This window comes from Streptomyces sp. NPDC045955 (assembly GCF_056430805.1).
Genome location: NZ_JBWKKY010000036.1, coordinates 1 through 26,150, shown reverse-complemented (window position 1 = coordinate 26,150; position 26,150 = coordinate 1). Strand labels below are relative to the sequence as shown.

General features: G+C 71.2%; 22 protein-coding genes. 8 read left to right on the top strand and 14 right to left on the bottom strand.

Going from position 1 to position 26,150, the window contains the following annotated elements; translation table 11 throughout:
- Positions 1-15 precede the first annotated feature (15 nt).
- Complete coding sequence (gene tkt, locus AC07F0_RS38945) at positions 16-2,091, bottom strand: transketolase (RefSeq protein WP_478984977.1); 2,076 nt, start codon at positions 2,089-2,091, stop codon at positions 16-18.
- A gap of 166 nt (positions 2,092-2,257) precedes the next feature.
- Here tkt and AC07F0_RS38940 point away from each other — a divergent pair, with 166 nt between their 5' ends.
- A complete protein-coding gene (locus tag AC07F0_RS38940; RefSeq protein ID WP_478984976.1) occupies positions 2,258-3,145 on the top strand; it encodes a helix-turn-helix domain-containing protein in 888 nt (295 codons plus the stop codon).
- Between the two features lie 62 nt (positions 3,146-3,207).
- On the opposite strand, the gene AC07F0_RS38935 is transcribed toward AC07F0_RS38940, so the two are convergent.
- Positions 3,208-4,602, bottom strand: a complete 1,395-nt coding sequence (locus tag AC07F0_RS38935; protein WP_478984974.1) for a glycoside hydrolase family 16 protein — start codon at positions 4,600-4,602, stop codon at positions 3,208-3,210.
- A 474-nt stretch (positions 4,603-5,076) separates the two neighbouring features.
- Here AC07F0_RS38935 and AC07F0_RS38930 point away from each other — a divergent pair, with 474 nt between their 5' ends.
- The 3 genes from AC07F0_RS38930 (at position 5,077) to AC07F0_RS38920 (ending at position 6,817) form a co-directional block, all read left to right on the top strand.
- Entirely contained in the window at positions 5,077-5,634 is a 558-nt protein-coding gene (locus AC07F0_RS38930; protein WP_478984972.1) for a DUF3291 domain-containing protein, read from the top strand.
- 41 nt (positions 5,635-5,675) lie between these two features.
- Positions 5,676-6,203: a hypothetical protein gene (locus AC07F0_RS38925; RefSeq protein WP_478984970.1), complete on the top strand. Its 528-nt coding sequence runs from the start codon at positions 5,676-5,678 to the stop codon at positions 6,201-6,203.
- A 158-nt stretch (positions 6,204-6,361) separates the two neighbouring features.
- A complete protein-coding gene (locus AC07F0_RS38920; RefSeq protein ID WP_478984969.1) occupies positions 6,362-6,817 on the top strand; it encodes a VOC family protein in 456 nt (151 codons plus the stop codon).
- Between the two features lie 57 nt (positions 6,818-6,874).
- On the opposite strand, the gene AC07F0_RS38915 is transcribed toward AC07F0_RS38920, so the two are convergent.
- The 4 genes from AC07F0_RS38915 to AC07F0_RS38900 form a co-directional block, all read right to left on the bottom strand.
- Positions 6,875-7,666 carry an IclR family transcriptional regulator gene (locus AC07F0_RS38915; protein WP_478984966.1) on the bottom strand — a complete coding sequence of 264 codons (792 nt, stop codon included), beginning with the start codon at positions 7,664-7,666 and terminating at the stop codon, positions 6,875-6,877.
- Positions 7,663-9,033 carry an alpha/beta hydrolase family protein gene (locus AC07F0_RS38910; protein WP_478984965.1) on the bottom strand — a complete coding sequence of 457 codons (1,371 nt, stop codon included), beginning with the start codon at positions 9,031-9,033 and terminating at the stop codon, positions 7,663-7,665. Before AC07F0_RS38910 ends, AC07F0_RS38915 begins: the two co-directional genes overlap by 4 nt.
- Positions 9,030-10,379 carry an MFS transporter gene (locus tag AC07F0_RS38905; protein ID WP_478984963.1) on the bottom strand — a complete coding sequence of 450 codons (1,350 nt, stop codon included), beginning with the start codon at positions 10,377-10,379 and terminating at the stop codon, positions 9,030-9,032. Before AC07F0_RS38905 ends, AC07F0_RS38910 begins: the two co-directional genes overlap by 4 nt.
- A gap of 79 nt (positions 10,380-10,458) precedes the next feature.
- A complete protein-coding gene (locus AC07F0_RS38900) occupies positions 10,459-10,884 on the bottom strand; it encodes a MarR family winged helix-turn-helix transcriptional regulator (protein ID WP_478984994.1) in 426 nt (141 codons plus the stop codon).
- 230 nt (positions 10,885-11,114) lie between these two features.
- On the opposite strand from AC07F0_RS38900, the gene AC07F0_RS38895 reads away from it, so the two are divergent.
- From AC07F0_RS38895 to AC07F0_RS38880, 4 genes are read left to right on the top strand one after another with little or no spacing between them, the layout of a single operon-like run.
- Positions 11,115-12,032: an SDR family NAD(P)-dependent oxidoreductase gene (locus AC07F0_RS38895; protein ID WP_478984961.1), complete on the top strand. Its 918-nt coding sequence runs from the start codon at positions 11,115-11,117 to the stop codon at positions 12,030-12,032.
- The gene (locus tag AC07F0_RS38890; protein WP_306961402.1) at positions 12,032-12,907 is read left to right on the top strand and encodes an amidohydrolase family protein; all 876 of its coding nucleotides are present in this window, start codon (positions 12,032-12,034) and stop codon (positions 12,905-12,907) included. The genes AC07F0_RS38895 and AC07F0_RS38890 overlap by 1 nt, the downstream gene beginning before the upstream one ends.
- A gap of 10 nt (positions 12,908-12,917) precedes the next feature.
- Positions 12,918-14,426, top strand: a complete 1,509-nt coding sequence (locus AC07F0_RS38885; RefSeq protein ID WP_478984959.1) for an acyl-CoA synthetase — start codon at positions 12,918-12,920, stop codon at positions 14,424-14,426.
- A gap of 11 nt (positions 14,427-14,437) precedes the next feature.
- Positions 14,438-14,893, top strand: a complete 456-nt coding sequence (locus AC07F0_RS38880) for a MaoC family dehydratase (protein ID WP_010043036.1) — start codon at positions 14,438-14,440, stop codon at positions 14,891-14,893.
- Positions 14,894-14,909: 16 nt separating this feature from the next.
- On the opposite strand, the gene AC07F0_RS38875 is transcribed toward AC07F0_RS38880, so the two are convergent.
- The 8 genes from AC07F0_RS38875 to AC07F0_RS38840 form a co-directional block, all read right to left on the bottom strand.
- Complete coding sequence (locus AC07F0_RS38875; RefSeq protein ID WP_478984958.1) at positions 14,910-15,749, bottom strand: PaaX family transcriptional regulator; 840 nt, start codon at positions 15,747-15,749, stop codon at positions 14,910-14,912.
- A 24-nt stretch (positions 15,750-15,773) separates the two neighbouring features.
- Positions 15,774-16,622, bottom strand: coding sequence for a hypothetical protein (locus AC07F0_RS38870; protein WP_478984957.1), 849 nt, complete (start codon positions 16,620-16,622; stop codon positions 15,774-15,776).
- A gap of 4 nt (positions 16,623-16,626) precedes the next feature.
- The gene (locus tag AC07F0_RS38865; protein WP_478984955.1) at positions 16,627-18,327 is read right to left on the bottom strand and encodes a PHP domain-containing protein; all 1,701 of its coding nucleotides are present in this window, start codon (positions 18,325-18,327) and stop codon (positions 16,627-16,629) included.
- Positions 18,328-18,344: 17 nt separating this feature from the next.
- Positions 18,345-20,180, bottom strand: a complete 1,836-nt coding sequence (locus AC07F0_RS38860) for a LamG-like jellyroll fold domain-containing protein (protein WP_478984953.1) — start codon at positions 20,178-20,180, stop codon at positions 18,345-18,347.
- 95 nt (positions 20,181-20,275) lie between these two features.
- On the bottom strand, positions 20,276-23,209 hold the full coding sequence (locus tag AC07F0_RS38855) for a glycoside hydrolase family 2 TIM barrel-domain containing protein (protein ID WP_478984952.1): 2,934 nt from the start codon (positions 23,207-23,209) through the stop codon (positions 20,276-20,278).
- Entirely contained in the window at positions 23,206-24,114 is a 909-nt protein-coding gene (locus AC07F0_RS38850; RefSeq protein WP_478984951.1) for an alkaline phosphatase family protein, read from the bottom strand. Before AC07F0_RS38850 ends, AC07F0_RS38855 begins: the two co-directional genes overlap by 4 nt.
- A gap of 155 nt (positions 24,115-24,269) precedes the next feature.
- Positions 24,270-25,139 (bottom strand): carbohydrate ABC transporter permease, encoded by an 870-nt coding sequence (locus AC07F0_RS38845; RefSeq protein WP_478984949.1) that lies wholly within the window; start codon positions 25,137-25,139, stop codon positions 24,270-24,272.
- Entirely contained in the window at positions 25,136-26,020 is an 885-nt protein-coding gene (locus tag AC07F0_RS38840; RefSeq protein WP_478984948.1) for a carbohydrate ABC transporter permease, read from the bottom strand. Before AC07F0_RS38840 ends, AC07F0_RS38845 begins: the two co-directional genes overlap by 4 nt.
- Positions 26,021-26,150 lie beyond the last annotated feature (130 nt).

Below are 26,150 nucleotides of genomic sequence, written 5' to 3'. Positions count from 1 at the left end.
TTTCGGGCGGTCGGATCAGCCACGAGCCGCGGTCAGGGACTCGCGGGCGGCGGCGACGACGTTCTCGGGGGTGAAGCCGTACTCGGCGAAAAGGATCTTCGCGTCGGCGGAGGCGCCGAAGTGCTCCAGGGAGACGATGCGTCCCGCGTCCCCCACGAACCGGTGCCAGGTCAGGCCGATACCGGCCTCGACCGCGACCCGGGCCTTCACGGCCGGCGGCAGGACGCTGTCCCGGTAGGCGCGGGGCTGCTCCTCGAACCACTCCACGGACGGCATGGACACGACCCGCGTGGGCACGCCCGCCGCCTGGAGCCGCTCACGGGCCTCGACGGCGATGTGCACCTCGGAACCGGTGGCGATCAGGATCACCTGCGGCTCGCCGCCTTCCGCCTCGGCCCGCACGTAACCGCCGCGGGCCACGTCCGGGTCCGGCTCGTACGTGGGCACGCCCTGGCGGGTGAGCGCGAGACCGTGCGGGGCCGGGTCGGTGGTGTGCCGCCGGAGGATCTCGGCCCAGGCGAGCGCGGTCTCGTTGGCGTCGGCCGGGCGTACGACGTTCAGGCCGGGGATGGCCCGCAGCGCGGCCAGGTGCTCCACCGGCTGGTGGGTCGGGCCGTCCTCGCCCAGGCCGATGGAGTCGTGCGTCCACACGTACGTCACGGGCAGCTGCATCAGGGCCGACATCCGGACGGCGTTGCGCATGTAGTCGGAGAACACCAGGAAGGTGCCGCCGTAGACGCGCGTGTTGCCGTGCAGCGCGATGCCGTTCATCTCCGCGGCCATGGAGAACTCGCGGATGCCGAAGTGGATCGTCCGGCCGTACGGGTCGGCCTCCGGCAGCGGGTTGCCCCCGGGCAGGAAGGACGACGTCTTGTCGATCGTCGTGTTGTTCGAACCGGCCAGGTCGGCCGAGCCGCCCCACAGCTCGGGGACGACCGCGCCGAGGGCCTGGAGCACCTTGCCGGACGCGGCACGGGTGGCGATCGCCTTGCCCGGCTCGAACACCGGCAGGGCGTCCTCCCAGCCCGCGGGCAGCTCGCCCTTGCTGACCCGGTCGAACGTGGCGGCGCGCTCCGGGTTGTCACCGCGCCAGGCGGCGATCCGCTTGTCCCAGGCGGCGTGCGCCTCGGCGCCCCGGTCCAGGGCCCTGCGGGTGTGCGCCAGCACCTCGTCGGCGACCTCGAAGGTCTTGTCCGGGTCGAAGCCGAGGAGGCGCTTGGTGGCGGCGACCTCGTCCTCCCCGAGCGCCGAGCCGTGGGAGGCCTCGGTGTTGCGCGCGTTCGGGGCGGGCCAGGCGATGATGGTGCGCATGGCGATGATCGAGGGGCGCCCGGTCTCGGCCTGAGCCTCCTTCAGCGCCGCGTACAGCGCGTGCACGTCGACGTCGCCGTCCTCCCGCGGCTCGATCCGCTGCACGTGCCAGCCGTACGCCTCGTACCGCTTCAGCACGTCCTCGGAGAACGCGGTCGCGGTGTCGCCCTCGATGGAGATGTGATTGTCGTCGTAGAGGAAGACCAGGTTGCCGAGCTTCTGGTGGCCGGCCAGCGAGGAGGCCTCGGCGGAGACGCCCTCCTGGAGGTCGCCGTCGGAGACGATCGCCCAGACGGTGTGGTCGAAGGGGGACTCGCCCTCGAGTGCGTCCGGGTCGAACAGGCCGCGCTCGTAGCGGGCCGCCATCGCCATGCCGACGGCGTTCGCGACGCCCTGGCCGAGCGGGCCCGTGGTGGTCTCCACGCCCGCCGTGTGCCCGTACTCGGGGTGCCCGGGCGTCTTCGAGCCGTGCGTGCGGAACGCCTTCAGGTCGTCCAGCCCCAGCTCGTAGCCCGCGAGGTACAGCTGCGTGTAGAGGGTCAGCGACGTGTGGCCGGGGGAGAGGACGAAGCGGTCACGGCCGGTCCACTCCGGATCGGCCGGGTCGTGCCGCATCACCTTCTGAAAGATCGTGTAGGCGGCCGGAGCCAGGCTCATCGCGGTGCCGGGATGGCCGTTTCCGACCCGCTGGACGGCATCGGCCGCCAGCAGACGGGCGGTGTCGACGGCACGCCGGTCGAGTTCGGTCCATTCGAAGCTGTCCGCTGTCTGCGTGCTCATCTTCAAGAAGTCCTCGATAGGAGCGAAGTGGCTGGTCTGACGTCTTCAAAGTTAAAAGTCTGACTTTTTCGAGGGAAGGTCGCCGTGTGCCAGCCTGTGGTGAAAGTGGGACACCCGGAGGCAACGCGGCGCGCGAACGCCGTGGCACGAGGCGGACATGGCGGATATGGCAGACAGAAGCGCCCAAGGCGGCGACGGGATCAGAACGTTCCCCTTCCCGGTCGAGCTGAGTGTCGGCGGCGTCGGCATGCAGGTCGGCCCGATGGGCACCGGCCGCACCTGGCACGCCGACGCGCCCCTGGAGCGCGTGCATCGCATCGACTTCCACGTCGTGCTGCTCTTCGGCGAGGGCCCGGTCCGGCACATGGTCGACTTCACCGAGTACGAGGCCACGGCCGGGGACCTGCTGTGGATCCGCCCGGGGCAGGTCCACCGCTTCTCCCGCACGAGCGAGTACCGCGGAACCGTGCTGACCATGCAGCCGGGCTTCCTGCCCCGCGCGACCGTCGAGGCCACCGGCCTGTACCGCTACGACCTGCCGCCGCTGCTGCGCCCCGACGCGGCCCAACTCGCCGGTCTGCGCGACTCGCTCGGCCAGCTGCGACGCGAGTACGAGGACACGGACACGCTGCCGCTGAGCCTGCACACCGCCGTCCTGCGCCACTCGCTGACGGCGTTCCTGCTGCGGCTGGCCCATCTCGCCGCCAGTACGGCGGAGTCGGTACGGCAGACGTCCGACTCCACCTTCACCCTCTTCCGGGACGCCGTGGAGAAGGACTTCGCCACCAACCACAGCGTCAGCGCCTACGCCGACGCACTCGGCTACTCCCGCCGCACCCTGGTCCGCGCGGTCCGCGGCGCGACCGGCGACACGCCGAAGGGCTTCATCGACAAGCGCGTGGTCCTGGAGGCCAAACGGCTCCTCGCCCACACCGACCTGCCGATCGGCCGGGTCGGCGCGGCGGTCGGTTTCCCCGACGCCGCGAACTTCTCCAAGTTCTTCCACCAGCACACGGACCAGACGCCGGCGGCGTTCCGGGCGGAACTGCGCTAGAACACGAAGACCGGGCAGCGAAAAGGGGCTCCACGCGCGCGTGGAGCCCCTGCCGGGGATCGTCAGTGTCCGAAGGTGAACCAGTTGACGTTCACGAAGTCGGCCGGCTGTCCGCTGGTGAAGGTCAGATACACATCGTGCGTGCCCGTCACGGAGGCGATGTTCGCCGGAACGGTCCGCCACGCCTGCCAGCCGCCGGTGCTGCCCACCGCGAAACTCCCGATGGGCGCGTTGCTCCGGCTGTCCAGCCGCACCTCCACCAGTCCGCTGACGCCGCCCGGCGCGCCGCTCGCGACCCGGGCGCTGAACTGCCGGGCCGCGGTGGAGCCGAAGTTCACGCCCTTGAAGTGCAGCCAGTCGCCGTTGGCCAGTGAGCCGACGTTCTGGCCGCCGCCCGAGTCGGACGTCGTCTCGGTCATCACACCGGACTGGCCGTCGTAGGACTCGGCCTCGATGGTGGAGTAGGCGTCGCGGTTGCCGGTCGGGGGAGGCGTGGTGCCGCCGCCGGACGACAGCACCTGGACGTAGTCGACGACCATCGCGTGACCGGGCTGCGTCCCGGCGTCCGGGCCGCCGCCGAACGCGTCCGGGAAGCCGCCGCCCATCGCGACGTTCAGGATGATGAAGAAGCCGTGGTCCGTGGCGTTGCGCCAGGTCGTCGCGTCGACCTGGTCGGCGCGCACCGTGTGGAAGGTGACGCCGTCGAGGTAGAAGCGGATCTCCTCGACGCTCGTCGAGCGGTCCCACTCCATCCGGTAGGTGTGGAAGCCGGCCTGGCATGTGGTGCCCTGGCAGGTGGTCGAACTGCCGATGCCGCTCGTCTCGTTGCAGGGGCCGCCCGGCGAGGTGCCGCAGTGCATCGTCGCGAACACCGTGTTCTGGCCCTGGGTGTTCTCCATGATGTCCAGCTCGCCGACGGCCGGCCAGTTCCAGTAGTTGCCGCGGTAGGGGGAGCCCAGCATCCAGAACGCGGGCCAGTAGCCCTTGGCCGCGGCTCCGGTGACGTTCGGCACCTGGATGCGCGACTCCACGCGGAGCTTGCCGCCGGCCGGGGGCTGGAAGTCGGTGCGGTTGGTCTCGATGCGGCCGGAGGTCCAGGTGCCGGCGCCGTCGCGCCGGGGGGTGATGCGGAGGTTGCCGTTGCCGTCGAGGGAGACGTTGTCGGTGCTGCTCGTCATCGTCTCGATCTCGCCGGTGCCCCAGTTGGCGGGGCCGCCCGGGTAGCCCTTGCCGGTCGCGTACTGCCAGTTGGACGTGTTGACGCCGCTGCCGGCCGGGCCGTTGAAGTCGTCGAGGAAGACCTGGTTCCAGCCCGACGGGGGCGGCGGCGCGGAGGCGCTCGCGGAGGGCGTCGCGGCGGTGGCGGCGACCGCGGCGAGGCCGAGTGTGCTGATGACGGCGACGAGCGCCCGCCGCAAGGGGCGCCGTGCGCGGGGTCTGCCGGAGGTGTCACTCATGTGGGGATGCCTCTCGGGTACGGATACGGGTGCGGGGAGGATGAGAGCGCTCTCAAAGTGCCGCCAATGTGCTCCACGCCACGGGGGCCGTCAAGAGTTGACGTGCTCCCTGGCTTGAAGTCCTGGTATTCCGGCCTGGGTCGTCCGACCCTTCCGGGGACTTCCTGCTTCACCGGCGATCGGCCGAAGCGGATCACTGGTGCCCCGCAGCCTGCCCAGCTCGTCACCGTCCCAGCCCCCGGTAACGACCTGTGCAAGAGGCCACTTGGACAGGGAAATTGCAACTTCGACAGGGCCCGCGGAGGCAGCTACCTTCATCTGGTCTTCGGTGGTCGCCACGATCGTCACAGGGGTTCCATCAGGCTGGGCCGGCCGCGACGGGACGAGTTGGCCACGCCCCAGGAATCCTCGCCCCCCGCCGCGTAAGCCACCGAACCGGGTCCACGCCAGGCACCCCCAACCAGGGAGAGACGCATGCCCCATCTTGCTCTGTACACATTCGGCGTCCTGAAGTCACCTCTCGCCGATCCCGCACCTCTCACGCGCGAGTTCTACGACATGGGCGAGGCCGTCTACCGGAAGATCAGTCAGCACCCCGGGTACCTCGCTCATGCCGAAGCGGCAGACGGTGACCGGGGCATGCTCTTCGAGGCGGACTGGGGTGCATGGGGAGAGTTCGCCGTACCGACCTGGTACGGCAAGGGCCGTACGGTGGAAACCACCGCCCTGGCCGCGACCCTCTCACTCTGGACCGACCTGCGCCCCGCCTTCGACGCCGTCTACACCGGTCTGCACCGTGAGGCGCTGAACAGGCGTTACGACTGGTTCGAGAGGACAGGGCACCCGAACTACGTGTTCTGGTGGGTCTCCGACGGCGTGATACCCACCTGGCGGGACGGGGTTTCCAGGCTGGAGCACCTCCACGGCCACGGCTCCGCGCCGCACGCCTTCACCTTCCACGACTCGTTCGCCCCGGAGGGAACCCCGACCGTGATCAAAGGCATCGGGCCGCGGAGCGACCAGGTTCGCTGAGGATACGCTGCTCCGCTCCACCCTGACTGGAGGTCACCTGAGTGTTCCCCGCACGGCTGCTTGCCGGTGTTTCGTCGGCTCTGGTGATTCTCGCCCTGTCCGGTTGCTCTTCCCACTGGGGCTGCACCGACACGACGGCGAAGCGCGGTGAGGCCAGTGTCAGGGTGCAGGTCGAGGACACGTCCGGGCGGCCTCTCGGCGTCACCGCCGAGGTCGTCGACTGGCGCCTTGAGCCTCACCCGCAGGTGCCCTCCGAAGGTGACCAGGTCCACTTCCACTACCGCTTCGACGGCGCCGACGAGATGTCCGGCCCTGCGGTGGACGCCTGCGCGGTCGACAAGGAGCGCGTGGCGTTGGGGTGTCAGACGGTCCATTCGTCCGAGGCGTTCGGACCGGACGGTGACCTCACGGGCGACGACTGGCTCGCCGTCGAGCACCCTGAGCAGGTTGCCGGAGTGTTATTGATCCCCAATGACCAGTCCTACGACGGACGAACCTGCGAGCAGGACGTCAAGGACGGTGGCGGGCCACATCCCCCGGAACGAGCCCGCATGGGGGACCAACTGTAAGCCGTCATTCAGTTGGTGAGCCGGCGGTGGCACATGGGTCGTGGCGATGGCGGTCCTGAACGGGCTCTGCCCGCCGGGGTGTTGCGGCACCGACGTCCGGCTGGGGCGCGACGGTTGCCCCAGGGGCCGTTGTCAGACCCTGCTGCGATGCTCACGGCATGGATGTCACCTTGCAGCTGACCATCGACTGCGCCGACCCGGCGAAGCTCGTGACCTTCTGGACCGAGGCCCTCGGATACGTGCCGGAACCGCCCCCCGGAGGGCACCCCACCTGGCGGGCCTACTGGGAGGACATGGGAGTGCCCGCGGAGGAAATGCCCGAGGGGGCGGGGGAGACCCCCGAGTCGATCGTCGACCCGGAGGGGCACGGGCCCCGCGTCTGGTTCCAGCAAGTGCCGGAGGGCAAGTCCGTCAAGAACCGGGTGCATCTCGACCTCAAGGTCGGCGGTGGCAGAGGCGTTCCCCTGCCGGAGCGCACCCGGAGGATCAGGGCCAAGGTGGACCGGCTGACCACGGCCGGCGCGACCGTGCTGCGGATCATGGACGAGCCGGACATGGACTACTACGGCGTCGTGCTGCGGGACCCGGAGGGCAATGAGTTCTGCGTGGCCTGAGTGTCACCGAGCGCTCCGCCGGAGAGCCGATGCCGGTCAAGTGCCGGACCCCTCGCCTCAGGCCCGCTCCGGCCGCCACCCCAGAGCCCGGGAGATCCCGCGGGCCGCCACCCGCACCGCCGGGACCAGCACCGGCACCTGGGCGTCGGCCTGCGGCACCACGATGGACACGGCGGCGGCCACCGAGCCGTCCGCCGTGCGTACCGGCGCGGCCACCGACAGGGCGTCCTCCGTGACCTGGCGGTCGCTCACCGCCACGCCCGTCCGGCGCACTCCGGCGAGCTCCCGCCGCAGCCGCGCCGGGTCGGTGATCGTGTACGGCGTGAAGGACGCGAGTGTGCCCGCGCAGTACTCCTCCTGGAACTCCGGATCGCCGTGCGCCAGCAGGGCGAGCCCGACGCCGGTGGCGTGCAGCGGCCAGCGCGCGCCGACGCGGATGTGCACGCCGACCGCGGAGCGTCCCGACAGCCACTCGATGTAGACGACGTCCGATCCGTCCCGCACCGCCAGCTGCACGTTCTCGTGCGTCGCCTCGTACAGGTCCTCCAGGTACGGCAGCGCGATCTGCCGCAGGGCGAGGCCGCGCGGCGCCAGCGCGGCGATCTCCCACAGCCGGAGCCCGACGTGGTAGGTGCCGGACTCGTCCCGTTCCAGGGCACCCCATGCGGTGAGCGCGCCCACCAGCCGGTGCGCGGTGGTCAGGCTCAGCCCGGCCCGCCGGCTGATGTCCGTCAGGCACAAGGCCGGATGCTCGTGGTCGAAGGCCGCGAGGACGGACAGCAGCCGGTCGGTCGCGGTGGGGGCGCCCCCGGTGCGAGCGGAGTCGAGGACTCGGGGCAGAGCGGTCATGGCCGGGAGTCTCCCGGGTGGGCGAGGTCGTAGGGGCGGGGGTAGGCGGCCGGGCGGTACGGGACGTAGCGGGGTTCCGCCGTCGGATCCGCCGCTGTGGCACGGGTGTTGAGGGCAGCGGGCGAGGTGTCCCAGCGGCCCGTGTCCAGGCGGTGTTCCAGGGTGCGCAGGGCGGCCAGGGTCTCGCCTGGGGTGAACGTGCAGTGGCCGGGTGCGTCGACGTAGGCCTGGCGGAACAGCGGACCGGAGCCGGCCGCGCCGGCCGCCCTCCGGTAGGCGCTCTCCGACTGCACCGGTATCAGCGCGTCACCGGTCGTGTGGATGTTCAGCTGCGGGTCGGCCAGCCGGCCGGAGAGCACGCTGGTGTTCCGCATCCACCGCACGGCCGGCGGATCGGCGGAAATCCGGGGTGCCCGGCCCAGGGCCGAGAGGTCGGTACGCAAGGACAGTCCCGCCTTCTTGTAGAGCTCCGTCACCTCTTTGTACAGCGGGGAGCGGCCGAGCATGGCGGTGTAGTCGACACCGGTGTTCCACGACGGGTTGCCGCCCGCCCGGCTCTCGGCCTCCTGGCGCCAGCTGAACGCGGGCATCTGGAGCAGGCCCCGGACGGCGGTGTACTGGTTGGCCTGCTGGGTCTCCCAGTCCGTGGGGCCCGGCTCGGTCTGCGAGGCGTCGTTGTAGCCGGGGATGTCGTGCAGGGCGGCGGCGAGGGCGATCCGGGCCCGGCCCTCGGGGGTCCGCTGGGCGGCGTCGACCTTCGAGGTGAGCGCCTTCCCGGCGGCGACCGCCTCCGTCTGGCCGGTGAAGCCCGTGAGCCGGATCCCGGAGCCGGGCGCGAGGAGCGTGCGCAGCGCGAAGACCGGGTCCAGGGTGCTGTTCCAGTTGGCGACGCCGCCCTGTACCAGCCCGCACATCGACAGCGAGCCGTCGAACCGGCCGGAGTGGCGCTCGGCGAGCATGGTGGTGACGAAACCGCCGTACGAGGTGCCCCAGGCCAGGGTCCGCCGGGCCGCCCCGAACTTCTCGGTGAACAGGTCCAGCGTGGCGAGCTGGTCGGGCACCGCCTCGGTGACGGCCCAGCCGTTCGTCGCGTACGAGGAGCCGATCAGGGCGTAGCCCTCGGCCAGCAGCTTGTCCCGGGCGGCCGTGCTCGGCGTGTTCTCGGCCCGCTTGGGGGATCCGGCCGGGGCGTAGCCGTGGCTGTACAGCAGCACCGTCCCGTTCCAGGACGCGGGGACGTCCATCACGTACGCGGCGCCGGAAGCAAGCTCGCCCTCCAGGTGGGTGCCGGTGGCGGCGGCGGCCTGCGCCGGCAGTGCGGTCGCCACCGACAGGCAAGCGGTCAGCAGAGCGAGGCGGATCCTCAACGGGGGGTCCCTTCCAGGGTGGCGGTGGAGACGGCGGGGGAGTCCAGGGCGTCGGTGTGCGTCTCGCGCAGTCGCCACACGGTGACGGCGGTGATCGCCGCGCCCGCGCACAGCAGCAGCGAGACGGGCGTGCTCCCGCCCCCGTACGAGGCGAGGAGGCTGCCGGCGATGAGCGGGGAGAAGCCGGCGCCGATCAGGGTGGCCGCCTGGTAGCCGAGGGAGGCGCCGGTGTAGCGGACGCGAGTGCCGAACATCTCGGTGAGCAGGGCGCCGAGCGGCCCGTACATCGTGGACTGGGCGACACCGTGGCCGAGGGCGAGGGCAAGGATCAGCAGTCCGGGCGAGCCGGAGTCGACCAGCGCCAGAACGGGGAAGGCGAGCGCGGCGGAGGCGACCGCTCCGGCGAGCACGACGGGCCGGCGGCCGACCCGGTCCGACAGCGCGGACGCGGCGGGCAGGACGACGAGGGCCACGCAGGAGGCGACGGTCACCGCGGTCAGCACCTGCGGGCGGGTGTACCCCTCGTCGACGGCGTAGGAGATCATGAAGCTCGTCAGCAGCGACTGGGCGGTGAACGCACCGATGCCGACGCATGCGGCCAGCAGCACGGGCTTCGGGCGGCGCAGCACCTCCACGATCGGCGGCTTGTCCACGGGCTCCCGCTTGACCTGGGCGAACAGCGGGCTCTCGGCGACCTTGAGGCGCACGAACAGCCCGACGGCCAGCAGCAGGATGCTCAGCAGGAACGGCACGCGCCAGCCCCAGGAGCGGAACTCGTCGTCGGGCAGGCCGGCGACGAGCGTGACCACACCGGCCGACAGCACGGAACCGAGCGGGGCGCCGAGCTGGGTGAAGCTGGACCACAGGCCACGCCGGGAACCCTGCGTCCGCTCGGCGTGCTCGACGACCATCAGCATCGCGCCGCCCCACTCGCCGCCGATCGCGATGCCCTGCACCACGCGCAGGGCGACCAGCAGGATCGGGGCCCAGACGCCGATCGCGTCGTAGGTGGGCAGCAGGCCGATGAGGAAGCTGCCCGAGCCCATCAGGACCATGGTCAGCAGCATCATCGACTTGCGGCCGATCCGGTCGCCGAAGTGGCCGAAGACGATGCCGCCGAGCGGGCGGGCGAGATAGCCGGCGGCGAAGGTGCCGAACGCCGCGATGGTGCCGACCGCCGGATCGGCCCGGGGGAAGAACAGCTCGCCGAAGACGAGCGCGGCGACCGTGCCGTAGACGAGGAAGTCGTAGAACTCGACGGCCGTGCCGAGCAGGCCGGAGACGGCGACGCGGCGCAACTGCCGCGAATCGGGGGCGGGTTGAGCGGCAGAAGGGGATGGCTGCACGGGAGCTCCCTGGGGACGGGTCTCGGTTGGCCGATGAAGTTATGCATCCATCGTGCAGCCGTCAATCATTTGCACAACATCAGTTCAGTCCGTCCTCGGCGATCCGCAGCAGCAGCGCGTGCAGTGCGTCCCGCTCGGCCGGGTCCAGCGGGCCCAAGAGCTCGTTCGTCACCCGCTGGCCGGCCTCGTCGGTGTCGCGCAGGAACGCGCGGCCCTTCTCGGTCAGCGCGACGATCCGGCTGCGGCGGTCGTCGGGGGAGGGGCGGCGCTCGGCGAAGCCCTGCTTCTCCAGGTCGTCGACCAGGCCGACGATCGCGCTCGGGTCGTAGCCGAGCCGGGTGCTCAGCTCGCGCTGGAGGGCGCCCCCGGAGGTGGCGAGGAAGCGCAGCACCGCGTAGTGGCGCAGGCGCAGGCCCGACTCCTGGAGGCAGGCGTTGAAGAGCTGTCCCGAGCGCAGGCCCAGGCGGTACAGCAGGTAGCCCGTGTCGGCGTGCAGCCCGCGCATCCACGGCTCGTGCGCGTCGATGGGCTTCGGGGTGACGTTCTGGCGTGTGATGACGGGCTCCCTGTGCTCGGTGCTTCCTGGGGAATCCAGCATCTCGCACCCATGGGTCATCAACAACTATTGACGTCAACAATTATTGCTCTTAGCTTCGATCTCGCAGTCGCACCCCATGCGACTCGCAGTCGCACCCCGTGCCACTCGTAGCCGCACCCATGCGAAGGGACTCACCCGTGCCCACCATCGATCTCACCGGCAAGACCGCCGTCGTCACCGGAAGCGGCCGGGGCCTCGGCCTCGCCTACGCCCACTCCCTGGCCGCCCACGGCGCCTCCGTGGTCGTCAACGACGTCGACGAGGCGGTGGCCGAGGCGGCCGTGAAGTCCATCACCGAGGCGGGCGGCAAGGCCGTGGCGGAGGTGGTCCCGGTCGGTACGGCCGAGGCGGCGGACCGGCTGGTCGCCCGCGCGGTCGAGGAGTTCGGCCGGCTGGACGTCCTCGTCACCAACGCCGGCATCCTCCGCGACAAGGTGCTGTGGAAGATGACCGACGAGGACTTCGACGCGGTGATCACCACCCATCTCAAGGGCACGTTCACCTGCGCCCGGGCCGCCGCCGTCCGGATGCGCGAGCAGGGCGAGGGCGGCTCGCTGATCCTGGTCGGCTCCCCGGCCGGCCAGCGCGGCAACTTCGGCCAGACGAACTACGCCGCCGCCAAGGCCGGCATCGCGGCGATGGCCCGCACCTGGTCCATGGAGCTGGGCCGCGCGAACATCACCGTCAACGCGATCGTGCCGGTCGCCGCGACCGCGATGACCGAGACGATCCCGGCCTTCGCCCCGTACATCGAGGCCATGAGGAACGGCGAGCCGCTTCCGGACTTCCTGCGCAAGGGGGAGGGCTTCGGCACCCCCGAGGACTGCGCCGCCCTGGTCCCGTTCCTGGCCTCCGAGGCCGCGCGCGGCGTGACCGGCCAGTGCATCGGCATCGGCGGCGACAAGGTGGCACTCTGGTCGCATCCGCAGGAGATCAGGGCGGCCTACGCCGACGGCGGCTGGACCCCCGCCACCCTCGCGGACGCCTGGCCCACCTCGGTCGGTGCCGAACTCCAGTCGGTCGGCATCCCGGCGCCGAAGTTCCCGGAGGCGTGATGGACCTGAACGACCTCGTCGCGATCGACGTCCACACCCACGCGGAGGTCTCCTCCAAGGGCCACTCCTCCCTGGACGACGACCTGCACGACGCCTCCTCCGCCTACTTCAAGGTCGAGGGCAAGCGGAAGCCGACCCTGGAGGAGACCGCCGCGTACTACCGCGAGCGCAAGATGGCCGCCGTGATCTTCACGGTCGACGCCGAGTCCGCCACCGGCACGGCGCCCGTCCCCAACGAGGAGGTCGCCGAGGCCGCCGCCGCCAACGCCGACGTGCTCATCCCCTTCGCCTCCATCGACCCCTTCCGGGGCAAGGCCGGGGTCAAGCAGGCCCGTCGCCTGGTCGAGGAGTACGGGGTGAGGGGCTTCAAGTTCCACCCCAGCATCCAGGGCTTCTTCCCCAACGACCGGTCGGTGGCCTACGACCTCTACGAGGTGATCGAGGAGACCGGCACGATCGCCCTGTTCCACACCGGCCAGACCGGCATCGGCGCCGGCGTGCCCGGCGGGGGCGGCATCAGGCTCAAGTACTCCAACCCGCTGCACGTGGACGACGTCGCCGCCGACTTCCCGCACCTGAAGATCATCCTGGCGCACCCGTCGTTCCCCTGGCAGGACGAGGCCCTGGCCGTCGCCACGCACAAGCCGGGCGTGCACATCGACCTGTCCGGCTGGTCGCCGAAGTACTTCCCGCCGCAGCTCGTGCAGTACGCGAACACGCTGCTGAAGGACAAGGTGCTCTTCGGCTCCGACTTCCCCGTCCTCACCCCCGACCGCTGGCTCGCCGACTTCGACAAGCTGACGATCAAGGAAGAGGTCCGGCCGAAGATCCTCAAGGAGAACGCCGCCCGTCTGCTCGGGCTGACGAAACCGTAAGGGGCGTGACATGCGCAACGAGGGACTGGGGTCATGGCCCGCACGCCGGGCCCGCAAGACCCCGCACCGCACCGCCCTGATCCACGGCGACACCACCCGCACCTACGCCGGCCTGTACGACCGCACCACCCGCCTCGCCCACGCCCTGCGTGAGCGGGGTGTGCGCCGCGGCGACCGCGTCGCCTACCTCGGCCCGAACCACCCCTCCTACCTGGAGACCATGTTCGCGGCCGGCACCCTCGGCGCGGTCTTCGTCCCCCTCAACATCCGGCTGGCCGGCCCCGAGATCGCCTACCAGCTCGCCGACTCCGGCGCCAAGGCCCTCGTCTACGGCCCCTCGCACGCCGGCCTGGTCGCGGGACTGCCGGGCAGCACGGACGTCCGTACGTACGTCGAAGTGGGCGCCGAGTACGAGGAGGCGCTGGCCTCGGCCACCCGGGAGCCCATCGACACACCGGTCACCCCGGACGACACCTGCATCATCATGTACACCTCGGGGACGACCGGCCGCCCCAAGGGCGCGATGCTCACCCACGGCAACCTCACCTGGAACGCGATCAACGTCCTCATCGACCACGACCTGGTCGCCGACGAACGCGCCCTGGTCTCCGCCCCGCTGTTCCACACCGCGGGGCTGAACATGCTGACCCTCCCGGTCCTGCTCAAGGGCGGCACCTGCGTCCTGGTCGAGGCCTTCGACCCGGACGCCACCTTCGACCTGATCGAACGGCACCGGATCACCTTCATGTTCGGCGTGCCCACGATGTTCGACCAGGTGGCCCGGCACCCACGCTGGGCGGACGCCGACCTGTCGTCGCTGCGCATCCTGACCTGCGGCGGCTCCCCGGTCCCGACCCCGCTGATCGCGGCGTACCAGAGGCGTGGCCTGACCTTCCTCCAGGGCTACGGCATGACCGAGGCCGCCCCCGGCACGCTGTTCCTGGACGCCGAGCACGCCGTCGGCAAGGCGGGGTCGGCGGGCGTGCCGCACTTCTTCAGCGACGTACGCGTCGTACGGCCCGACCTCGCGCCGGTCGACGTCGGCGAGGTCGGTGAGGTCGTGGTGCGCGGGCCGCACGTCATGCCCGGCTACTGGGGGCTGCCCGAGGAGACGGCCGCGTCCTTCGCGGACGGCTGGTTCCGCAGCGGCGACGCCGCCCAGGTCGACGAGGACGGCTACGTCTACATCGTCGACCGCATCAAGGACATGATCATCTCCGGTGGCGAGAACATCTACCCCGCCGAGATCGAGGACCAGCTCCTCGCCCACCCGGACATCGTCGAATGCGCGGTGATCGGGGTGCCGGACGACAAGTGGGGCGAGGTGCCCCGCGCGGTCGTCGTGCCCCGCGAGGGCGCCGCCCTCGACCCCGACGAGGTGCTCGCGTCGCTCGCCGGCCGCCTCGCCAAGTACAAGATCCCGAAGTCGGTCGTGGTGGCGGACGAACTGCCCCGCACCGCCTCCGGGAAGCTCCTGAAATCCCGTGTGCGCAAGCGCTACGGCACCGACTCCCAGTGAAGGACGGCTCCATGAGCATCACCGTCAACGGCCTCGACGAACTGAAGAAACTCGCGGGCAGCGACCTCGGCACCAGCGAGTGGATCGAGGTCACGCAGGAGCGGATCGACACCTTCGCCGACGCGACAGGGGACCACCAGTGGATCCACGTGGACCCCGAGAAGGCCAAGGAGGGCCCCTTCGGCGCCCCCATCGCGCACGGCTACCTCACGCTCTCCCTCTTCATCCCGCTGTTCACCGAGCTGCTGGACGTCCAGGGCGTGACGACGAAGGTGAACTACGGCCTCAACAAGGTACGTTTCCCCTCCCCGGTGAAGGTCGGCTCCCGCATCCGGCTGACGGCGAAGCTCGCCGAGGTCGAGGAGGTGCCGGGCGGCGTGCAGATCACGGTCGACGGCGCCATCGAGATCGAGGGCGGCGGCAAGCCGGCCGCCGTGCTCCAGAGCCTGTCGCGGTTCTACGCCTGAGGCCGCGTTCCGGTCCTCAGGACGCGTTCTGGGCCTGAGGCCGCGCGGGCACCAGGTCGAGCAGGCGTTCCGAGGCGTCACGCGCGAGCGGTGAGAGCCGGTCGTGCACGGCCCGGAACGTCTTCTCGGCTTGTTCCGCCGGCCAGTCGTCCGGCAGGTGCTTGACCGGCAGGCGCGGATCGCGCCGGACGATCCGCAGCCACTCGGTCTGGAGCCGCAGCCGCAGCACGAGCCCGTCGTCGGCGTCCGGCAGCTCGTCTTCCCAGGACTGCCAGCGCCGTACGAACGCCTCGTAGCGCCCGGCCAGGTCGGACAGCTCCCACGTCTCCTCGATCATCTGGCCGATGTCCATCCCGGTGTCGGCGTGCGCCCGGAAGACCTTCACATGGGCGGACAGGCCGAGCTCGGCGACCAGCGCGGACACGTCGACCTCGCCCGGCGCGATCCACAGGCCGTTGAACAGCGGGCCGAAGCCGCTCCAGGTCAGCTGGGAGCGCAGGTCGTGGCGCTGGCGTTGCCAGGACTCGGGCAGGGAGAAGCCGAGCAGGGTCCAGGTGCCGTCCCAGTGCCGGTTGACGGCGCCGTCCTGCCAGATGCGTCGCTCGCCGTCGCGCAGCACGGCCTCCGAGCGCTCGGTCAGCCCGAAGTACATCCGGCGGCCCTCGCGCTGGCGGCGCAGCAGGTCGCGGTTGACCATCCGGGTCAGTGTCGAGCGGGTCGCCTGCTCGCCGATCCCGGCGCGGGCGAACACGTCGATGACACTGCCGGAGTACACGCACACGTCGCGACCGAGCACCTGGTCGCCCAGGAACGTCAGCATGAGGGACTGGGGCCGCAGCGACTCTTCACCGGTCACGCGGCCCACCGTACCTCCGCCCGATCAGTCCGTGACCTGCCGGTACGCGTGCACGGCCGTCGTCACCGCGCACACGCCCGGCGGGATCACCTGCGTCCGCAGGGTGCCGCTGTTCGTGTCGTAGTCGACGCCCTCCGTCTCGAAGGTGCCCGTGCACACGCTGTGCTGCGGCAGCGCGAAGAGGCTCGTCACCGTGCCGGTGACCGGCTGCCCGTCCGGCCTGTGGGCCAGGTCGATCTGGAGCAGCGGCCGGATCTCCGGGAAGAGGGTGCCCGAGGCGTCGTTCGAGGCGCACAGCAGGCGGGTGTCGGTGACGAAGTCGCAGCCCTGGATGTCACGCACCGGCTTGTCCAGGGTGATCTGCCCGGCCTCCTTCAGCTCACCGCCGGTGGGCGGCGTGGAGGGGTTCAGCAGGGGCGCCGGGAAGACCTGGAGCCGGTTCTGCGTGCCCCACTCGCCCGAGACCAGCCACTGACCGTCGGGCGAGACGGCGGCGAAGGAGTTGTTCAGCTTCTCGCCCGGGTTCAGCGGGTGGACGTACTCGTAGCGCTTCCCGGCCGGGGTGGTGACCGCGAACATCTTGGACGTTGCCGTGTCCGATCCCTGGTAGGCGTCGAAGACATGGCCGCGCGCGATGTCCGGGTCGCCGATGTGGTTCCAGCCCTTGACCCGCAGGTTCAGCGGGATGGAGGCCAGCCCGCGGTACAGCAGGGAGCCGTCCGCGCGGCTGGCCAGGCCCTGCCCGCCGCCGAGGGTGTCGGTGTACGCCGTGCCGGTCTGAGTCCACTGCGGGGCACCGGCGGCCGAGGCCGTGCCGGCACCCAGCGCGAATGCACCCAATAAGGCGGTGGTGGCGAGCAGTTGACGTCTCATCGGGTCAGGCACCTTCCACGTCGACGAATACCGGGTTCGCATAGAACCACGTATCCGCCCACGGGTCACCGTCCCCGGGCGCGTGCGGAACCGGCCCGTGCGGATCGACCGAGGCACCGAGGTAGCCGGGGCCGTTCCGGTTGCCGTCGCTGCCGCGGAGCCGGACGTAGAAGGACTCCTCGCCCGCGGTCAGCGGGATACGCAGCGTGTAGGTGCCCGTGCGGCCGGAGACGTCCTGCGAGCGGACGACGCGGGTGTCGGGGGCCTTCCAGGTGTCGCGGTCGGCGACCGGGCCGCGCACCGCGCCCCGGATGACGTCCACGTGCGCCAACTCCGGCAGGATCCCCCGCGGGTTGGGCCGGGAGGCGGTCGTCACGGTGACGTCCAGGGTGAGCTTGTCGCCCTTGCGGACCCGCAGCCGGCCGCCCAGCGTCACGCCCCGGCCCCGGTCGGCGTCCCGCTTCAGCCGGACGTCGAGCCCGTCGAGCAGATGCCCGTGGTCGAGCCAGACCCGGCCCGCCCGCAAACCCGCCATGACCGCGCGGTAGCCGTAGCGGGTCACGCCCACGTGCGTACGGCTGAACTGGCCGGGCCAGAAGTCGCTGCCGGGCTGCGGGGTGTCCGTGTTCACCGGGTCGGGCAGCTTCCCGGTGCTGTCGAAGGTCTGGCCCGGCTGCCAGTCACCGTTCTTCCAGGTGTCGAAGACGATCCGGTGGGCGTCGGAGTTGGTGGTGACGGAGAACAGCCGCCCCTCGGCGAGCATCGAGTCCCACAGGCCGCCGACGGTGGCGGTCGCCCAGTCGAAACCGCCGTACGTCACATAGGCGTCCGCCGGGTAGCCGGGCCAGGACTGCGCGGACGGCTTGTTCTCGTACTCGCCGCGGATCGAGGCGGCGCCGCGCCAGCCGGGAATGGCGGCGCCCTGCGCACCCGGCGCGCCCTCCATGCCGATCATGATCCCGGGCGCCGCGTCCCGCCAGGCGCGCATCTCGTGCGGGGAGTCGATGCCGAGCCGCAAAGGGTGGTTGGCGATGACCAGCACATCGTCGACGTAGCCCGAACGGCGCTGCTGGGCCAGCCACTTGAGGGCCTTGACGGCGTGTGCCTCGTTGCGGGCGGTGTCCGCGTCGGCGGGGCCGCCCTTGTCGTAGCCGAGGAGCTTGCCGTCGTAGGCGCGTTCGAACCGGGTGAGGAGGTCGACCTCGTTCCTGCCGGGCGAAGTGAACACCGTGCAGTGCTCGGCCGCCGGGATGTACCACTCCAGGCCCTGGAAGATCAGCTGACGCGGGTTCTCGGCCCGCGCCTCGAGGATCTCCTGGTGCTCCATGACCGCCCCGAAGTCGGCGTGCCCGAAGTTGGAGTGCTCGGTGAACACCATCCAGTCCAGGCCGTACTTCGCGCCCGCGGCGGCCAGCTGGGAGAACGTGTACTTGGCGTCGTGGCTGTAGACGGAGTGGATGTGGTGGTCGCCGACGAGGTAGGCGAGGCGGGGGTCCTCGCCGCCCGGCCGTTCGCCGTCGCCGTGGCCGTCGCCGTCGCCGTCGCCGTCGGCGGCCAGGGCCGGGGCCGCCGCCGAGCCCAGGGCGAACGCGGCGCCGAACAGGCCCGCCCGGCGCAGGAGCCCGCGGCGGGAGACGCCCTGGGCGTCGAGGGCGGCGGGGGAGACGGACGGGTCGGCCCAGGCGGGCAGTTGCTGCTCTGTCATGAGAGTTCCCTGGGAGGTCAGTGGTTCATGAAGGAGGTGACGGGCAGCGCCCGCGCGACGATCCGGACGTCACCGAGGCGGCCGTGGAAGATCTGGTCGATCGTGCCGCCGTACTCGTAGCCGCCGAGCAGCCACGGCAGGCCGACGGAGGTGATGCCGACGGAGGGCGCCTTGGGGTTGCGGACGACCGGGCAGCCCTCGACGTACAGCGTGGTGTGCCTGCCGTCGTTGACGACCGCGAGGTGCCACCAGGTCTCCAGCGGGGTCTCCTGGCCCCAGTTGGTGGCGATGCCCTGCAGGTTGAGCGGGCGCATCGCCCACTGCGGTTCGCGGTCGTTGGACAGGGACAGCGTGGCCAGCGGCTCGTCGGGGTCGTCGGCGGTCTTGCCGGCGGCGCCGCCCGTGCCCGTGCGGCCGACCAGGCCCGACCAGGCGTTGTGGTCCGGGTCCCAGTCGGCGGGCAGCCGGTAGAACGCCTCGATGGTGTAGCCGTCCCGGAACGTGGCCGAGTTGAGCGGGGCCCCGTCGACCGTGCGCAGGTAGGCGCCCTTCAGCGGTGACTTGAAGCCCTGGAACTCCAGGCTGCCGTGGCCCGGCTGGTCGGGGTGGTGGTCCGCCGACCAGCCCAGCGCGCCGCCGCCCACCGTGACGAGCGAGAGGTCGTTGCCCCGCCCGGTCAGGTCCCGGACCGTGCCGGCCGTGCCGTCGACGGGTTTCTCGAATCGCCAGTACGCCGCGGTGCCCGGGATCAGCATCTTCGAGGCGGGCCGCGCCGGACGGGCGGGCACGGGCGCGAAGCCGGAGAAGCGCTCCTCGAAGTCGATCTCGACGGAGAACCGGTCGGCGTCGCCGCTCAGCTCCATCTCCTGCCGCTCCAGCTCGTTGAGCCCCTTCCCGGCTCGGCCCAGGATCCACGGGGAGACCGTCTCCACGTCGATGACGTTCCGGTCCAGGTCGAACCGGTAGAGGCGGATCATCGCCGCGCCGCCGAAATAGCGGTTCTGATAGTTCGTCAGATGCAGGTGGACGTCATGCCCGGCCGCGTTCTTGCGCGTCGCGCGGGCGGCGGGCCAGTAGTGCCCGTTGAGGGTGAGGAAGATCTGGTCGTGGTCCTCGACCAGCTGGTCCCACAGCTGCCGGCCGTAGTCCGACAACGAGTCGTCCTCGACGACCAGTTCGTGCGTCGTGAGGATCACGGGCGTCTTCGGGTGCCGCGCCAGGACGTCCTTCGCCCACGCGTACCCCTGCGGCGACAGCCGCCAGTCCAGCGCGAGCACCATCCACTCCCGGGCGCCCGCCGTGAACAGGTGGAAGGTGTTGTAGCCGTCCGGGGAGGCGCCGCCGAACGTCCGCTGTCCCTCGAACCGCTCGGGCCCGAAGGCGTCCAGATACGGCGTCGCACCGCGCTGGTCGGTCGTCGACGACTTCACGTCGTGGTTGCCGGCCAGGACGCTGTAGCCGACGCCCCGCCGGTCCAGCAGCCCGAACGCCTCGCCGATCGCCGCGAATTCCTCCTTCGCGCCGTTCTGCGTGAGGTCCCCCAGGTGGGACAGGAAGACGAGGTTCTCCTCCCCGCCGTGCTCCAGCAGATAGCGCAGCGACGCCTCGACCGGCGCCCTGTCGATGCTCGGCCCGTCGAAGAGGTACTGCGTGTCCGGCATCACGGCGAGCGTGAAGCGACGGCTGCGCGGGTCGGGGCGCCAACTCGCCGGAGCCGCCCGGGCGGTGACGGCCGGCAGCGCGGCCACCGCCGTGGCGGTCGCGCCGAGCAGGGCGGTGGCGCGCAGGAAACCGCGTCTTCCGGCGCCGGCCTGGGGGGCCTCGCCCAGGTCGTGATCATGTGAAGTGCACACGGGGGCTCCATGAAGGGTGACAGGGAGGGAGTCTCGGAGGGCGTGAGGCGGAGGGAGAGGGAGTCTCGGCGGAGGTGACGGGGGAGGGGGAGAACTCAGAGAACGCGCAGGGTCCAGCTCCAGCGATGGACGCCGGCCGGGACGAGATAGGTGGCGAAGGTGTCGGGCCCGCAGGAGGCCGTGCCGAGACCGCGGTGCGCCGCGTCGACGTGCACCACGCACCCCGCCCGCGGCACCAGTTCGTCGTGATGCGCGGCCGAGGCGAGGTCGGCCGCGCGATGGCGGGTCACGCAGACCTGGCGGGGCCGGTCCAGCCGCACCGCGATCCCGGTTGCGTCGGGCGCGGACAGCGTGAACCGTCGCACGCCGTGCCGCCCGCCGCTCTCCTGAGGCCGCAGGTACGGCGTGAACAGCTCGTCCACCGGCAGCGAGTGGTGGCCGACGGGCGCCCCCGCGCCCCGGTCCGGATACGACTCCCAGGGGCCCTTCCCGAACCACTCCAGCAGGTTCAGCCCGGCGGCCGTCTCGAAGACGGATCCGACTCGGGGCACGTCGTCCAGCGCCTCGGGCAGCTCGGCGCACTCCTCCACGAGGAGCCCGCCCTCGACCGCCGTGAACACCTGCTCGTGCCGGACGGTGCCGCCCGGGCCGAGGTGGTCGGTGACCACGGACACCCGCCCCGGGTCACGCCGTACGGCGACGACCTCGCGGGCGAGCGCGTCGAGACCCCAGTCCCGCCAGCGGGCCGCCATGCCACCCAGTTCGTCGTTGTCGGTGGGCGCCCGCCACAGCGACAGCGTGGGCCCGGCCGTGAGCAGCGGATGGACGAGCAGCCCGTCCTCGTCGACCTCGACGGGGCGGTTCCTGACCGGGGTGTGCCGCACCGGTTCCGCCGCCCGCAGCCGCACCTGCGGCAGGCACACGACCGTGCCACGCGGTGCCCACGGCTCGTCCCCGGCCGTCGTGACCCGCAGCGTCAGCCACGCCTCGCCGCCGTCCTCCGGCAGCTCGAACGGCAGCGGCACGGCCGCCGTCTCGCCCGGCCGCAGCCCGGGCAGCTCGGCGGGGGCGGTCCGGGTGCCGCCGTCGGCGAGGGACAGCTCCCACTCGCCGGACAGCCAGTCCAGGCCCCGGAAGTGCTGGTGGTTGCCCAGGACGACACCCTCGTGCCGGGAGCACTCGATACGTACCGGCGCGGCGATCTCCCGGTGTTCGGACATCACGGGCTTGGGGGTGCGGTCGGGGAAGACGACCCCGTCGGCGATGAAGGCGCCGTCGTGGTCGGTCTCCCCGAAGTCGCCGCCGTACGCCCAGCGATGCCCGGGCGCGGCGACACCGTTGTCATGGAGCCCGGCGCCCCCACGCCCGGCCGGTCTGCCGTCGTTCACACGCTGGAGGATGCCGTGGTCCCAGAACTCCCAGATGAACCCGCCCTGAAGACCCGGGGTGGCCTCGATGGCGGCCCAATGGTCCGCGAGCGTGCCGTTGCTGTTGCCCATGGCGTGCGAGTACTCGCACTGGATGAGCGGCTTGGTCTGCGTCCCGGACATGGCGTGCGCCAGGCACTCCTGAAGCGGGGCGTACATGGGGCAGGCGATGTCGGAGGCCAGGTCCGGGTCGGCCCAGCCGCGCTTGGCCGCGCCTTCGTACTGCACCGGCCGGGTCGGATCGTGCCGGCGGACCCAGCCCGCCGCCGCGTCGTGGTTCGCGCCGTAGTCGGACTCGTTGCCCAGCGACCAGATGATGACGGACGGGTGGTTCTTGTCCCGGAGCACCATGCGCGCCACCCGGTCCACGAAGGCGCCCAGATAGCGGGGGTCGTCGGCGATCTCGTGCGCGTGGTCGTGGGACTCGATGTCGGCCTCGTCGACGACGTAGAAGCCGAGCTCGTCGGCCAGGTCGTACAGGGCCGGGTCGTTCGGGTAGTGCGCGGTGCGGATCGCGTTGAAGCCGAACCGCTTCAGCAGGACGAGGTCCGCGCGCATGTCGTCGTACGACACGGTCCGGCCGGTCAGCGGATGGAAGTCGTGCCGGTTGACGCCCCGGATGAACACGCGCTCGCCGTTGACCAGCAGGTCCCGGCCGGCGATCTCGACGTCACGGAAGCCGATCCGGTGGTGCGAGATGTCGGCGACCGTGCCGTCGGCGCGGTGCAGCCGGACGGTCAGGCCGTACAGCTCGGGTGTCTCGGCGGTCCAGGTGCGCACGTCCGGTACGGCGGCCCGCAGCCGGGCCTCGCCGAGGAAGGCGGAGACGCGCTCGTCCTCGGCGTTGGCCCGGTCGAACTCCGCGTCCTGCGTGAGCAGCTGCCCGTCCAGCTCCCCGCTGACGTACCACCCCTCGGGCAGGGCGCCACCCGCGTCCCGCACCAGGCAGTCCACCCGCAGGTCACCGACCCGCCGGGCCCGTACGGTCACGTCCGCGAGATACAGCGGGTCGGTGGCGTACAGCAGCACCGAGCGGGTGAGGCCGCCGTGCCACCACTGGTCCTGGTCCTCGATGTGCGAGGCGTCCGACCACTTCACCACGGTCAGCCGCAGGGCGGCCCGCTCCCCGGGGCGCACCACGTCCGTCAGATCGAATTCGGCGGCCAGGTGGGAATCCTTGGAGATCCCGGCCGGCCGCCCGTCCACGTGCACCAGCAGCACGCTCTCCGCCGCCCCGACCTGGAGCACGATCCGCCGCCCGGCCCACTCGGCCGGCACGTCCACCGCACGCTCGTACACGCCCGTCGGATTGGCGGCGGGCACGCCCGGCGGGAACTCGGCGAACGGCATACGGACGTTGAGGTACCGCGGAAGATCGTCCGTGCGCTGCATGGTCCACACGCCGGGCACGTACGACGACGACCAGGCCTCCCCGAGCGGGGCGTCCGGCGCGGGCAGCAGCTGGAAGCGCCAGTCGCCGTCCAGGGAGACGGCCCCGGGCCGCCGGTCGACGGCGTTCATCGGCAGCCGCCGCCAGGAGGTCACCTCGGGTGCCTCCCAGGGGCGCAGGGCGGTCAGGGGGTCGGGGTGTGCGTCGGTCATGACCATTCCGAAGTCGGTGCGGTGGACCGGGGCAGGGCGCACCCTTGCAGGCCCCAGCCGGGGTCGACGGGGATGCCGAGACGGTCCAGGACGGTGGGGGCGATGTCGATGAGGCGGGGCGTGCCGAGCCTGGTGCCTCCGGGCATCCCGGGCTCGGCGAGGATGACGAAGACCTCCCGTTCGGCCCGTGTGTCGCCGCCGTGGCCGCCGGTGTCGAGGTGACCGTGATCCGTGGTGACCAGCACGGTCCAGCGCTCGTGGGCGCGCCGCGCCTCGATCGCCTCCAGGAGCCGCCCGAGGTGGGCGTCCTGGGTAAGCAGGGCCCGGTCGTACGCGGTGGAGAAGGGGCCCGTGGCGTGGCCGGCCTCGTCGGTGGCGCCGAAGTACACGAACACGACGTCCGGGTCGTCCTCGGTGAGCCATCGTGCGGCGGTGCGGGCGACGAGGCGGTCCGCGGTCCCGTAGCCGTCGGACTCGCCGTCGTGGACCGCGCGCCGGCCGATGGCCGGGCTGAGGGTGCCGCGGTGGACCAGCTCCGGCCAGGACACCACCGCCGCCGTGCGCAGACCGGGCCGGGAGGTGGCGGCGCGGCTGAGGAAGTCGGGGTAGCGGGCGTAGTCGGCGCCGAGGAAGTCGTTGCCGGTCACCCCGTGGCGGTCCGGCCACACCCCGGTCAGCACGCTCGACCAGCCGGGGCCGGAGTCCGTGTACGCCGTGCCGGCCGACGGCCCTTCCCCGGCCCGGCCGTAGGGCAGCATGCTGGTGCCGTGGGCGCCGGTGGCCATCAGGCGGTGCAGCACGGGCGAGGTGGCGGGGGACCGGGTCAGCCGGTCGTGGCGGAGCCCGTCCATGCCGACGACGAGCACCTTGGCGCGTGCGCGGCTCTCGGCGTCGATGTCCGTCACTGCTTGCCTCCCTCGTCGCTCGTGTGTGCTGCACCGGCCCGATCGACCACGAGCTCGGGCGGCTTGTCCGTTGTCGGCTGCCCGGACGCTGTGGCCGGTCGCGCCCACGCGGCGGAGCCGCATATCGACACGGCCCCGCGCCCCTTTGGGACGCGTCAGCTGCCCTGGACCGCTCCCTCGGTCGCGCCCGCGATGAAGCCGCGCGCGAAGATGGCGAAGACCACGACCAGCGGCAGGGCCGCCATGAGGACACCGGCCATGACCATGCTGTAGTCGGTGGTGTGGCCGACATGGAGCTGGGCGAGCTCCACCTGGAGCGTGACGTGGCTGGGGTCGGTGAGCACGATGAGCGGCCAGACGTAGTCGTTCCAGGCGTTGACGAAGGCGTAGATGGCGAGGAAGGACAGCGCGGGCTTGATCATCGGCAGCGCGATGTTCCAGTACTGGCGGAAGAACCCGGCGCCGTCGATGCGCGCGGCGTCGAGCAGTTCGTCGGGCACGCCGTTCTGTATGTACTGGTTCAGCCAGAAGATGCCGAAGGCGTTGGCCAGGGCGGGCAGGGCCAGCGCCTTGAGCATGCCCACCCAGCCGATCTCCGACATGAGGATGAACTGCGGCAGGACGGCCAGCTGGAGCGGCAGCATCATGAACACCAGCAGCGTGCCGAAGAGCACCTTGCGCCCGGGGAAGTCGAACTTGGCGAAGGCGAAGGCCGCCAGCGAGTCGATGAACAGCACCAGGGCGGTGGTGACGCTCGCGACGACGATCGTGTTGAGCATCGACCCGAAGAAGTCGATGGTGTTCAGCACGTGCCGGATGTTCTCCAGCAGGTGGGAGCCGAAGGTCAGTTTCGGCGGGCTCTTGTAGATGTCCTCGGTGGTGTTGGTCGCCATGACGATCGTCCACACGAACGGGAAGACCGAGATGAGGACGGCCAGAGCGAGGAGGATGTGCGCGGTCAGGCCCCTGGGGCGGCGCAGCCGCCGCGTGACCGTGGCCGGCCGTGTCGTGTCCGCTGTCGTCATGCCTTCCTCCCCCGTTGCACGAGGCGCCAGTTGATGGCGACGAGCACCATGATCAGTACGAAGAAGGCCCAGACGATGGCCGCGCCGTAGCCGTAGTCGTTGTTGAGGAAGGCCGACTGGTAGAAGTACAGCAGCGTGGTCAGGCCCGCCTGGCCCGGGCCGCCGAGGTTCTGGTTCGCGGCGTTGCTGGCGAAGAGGACCTGGGGTTCGCTGAAGCTCTGCAGGCCGTTGATGGTCGAGATGATGACGGTGAACAGGATGATCGGCCGCATGATCGGAATGGTGATCTGGAAGAACGTGCGGACGGGGCCGGCGCCGTCCATCTTCGCCGCCTCGTAGATCGAGGTCGGGATCGCCTGGAGACCGGCCAGGTAGATGATCATGTTGTAGCCGGTCCACATCCAGGTCATCAGCAGGGCGATGACCAGCTTGATCAGCCACGGGTTGCTCAGCCACGGGACGGGCGGGATGCCGACCGTGCCCAGGATCGCGTTGACCAGGCCGAAGTTGTTGCTGAACACCGCGCCGAAGAAGATCGCCACGGCGACGATCGAGGTGACGTTCGGCACGTAGAGGGCGATGCGGTAGAAGCCCTTGAAGCGGCGCACCGAATGCAGCAGCGTCGCCAGGACCAGGGCGCCGAAGAGCGTGGGCACGGTGGACAGCACCCAGATCACCAGGGTGTTGCGGATCGACAGCCAGAAGATGGGGTCGTTCCAGAGGAACTCGAACTGCTGGAGGCCCACGAACTGCTTGGTGCCCAGGCCGTCGTAGCGCTGGAAGGCCAGATACAGCGAGTAGAAGACGGGGAAGAAGGAGAAGGCGATGAAGATCAGGTAGAACGGCGAGATCGCCAGGTACTGGCGCCAGTGCGACAGCACCCCGCGCCGGCTCGGCCGGACCCTGCCCGCGGGCGGGGTGCGCCGCGGGCGGAACCGGGCCGGGCCCGGCCCGGAACAGTGGTTGGGGACACTCGGGGGGACTGTGGAAGGGGGGGGGGAGAAACCCGTC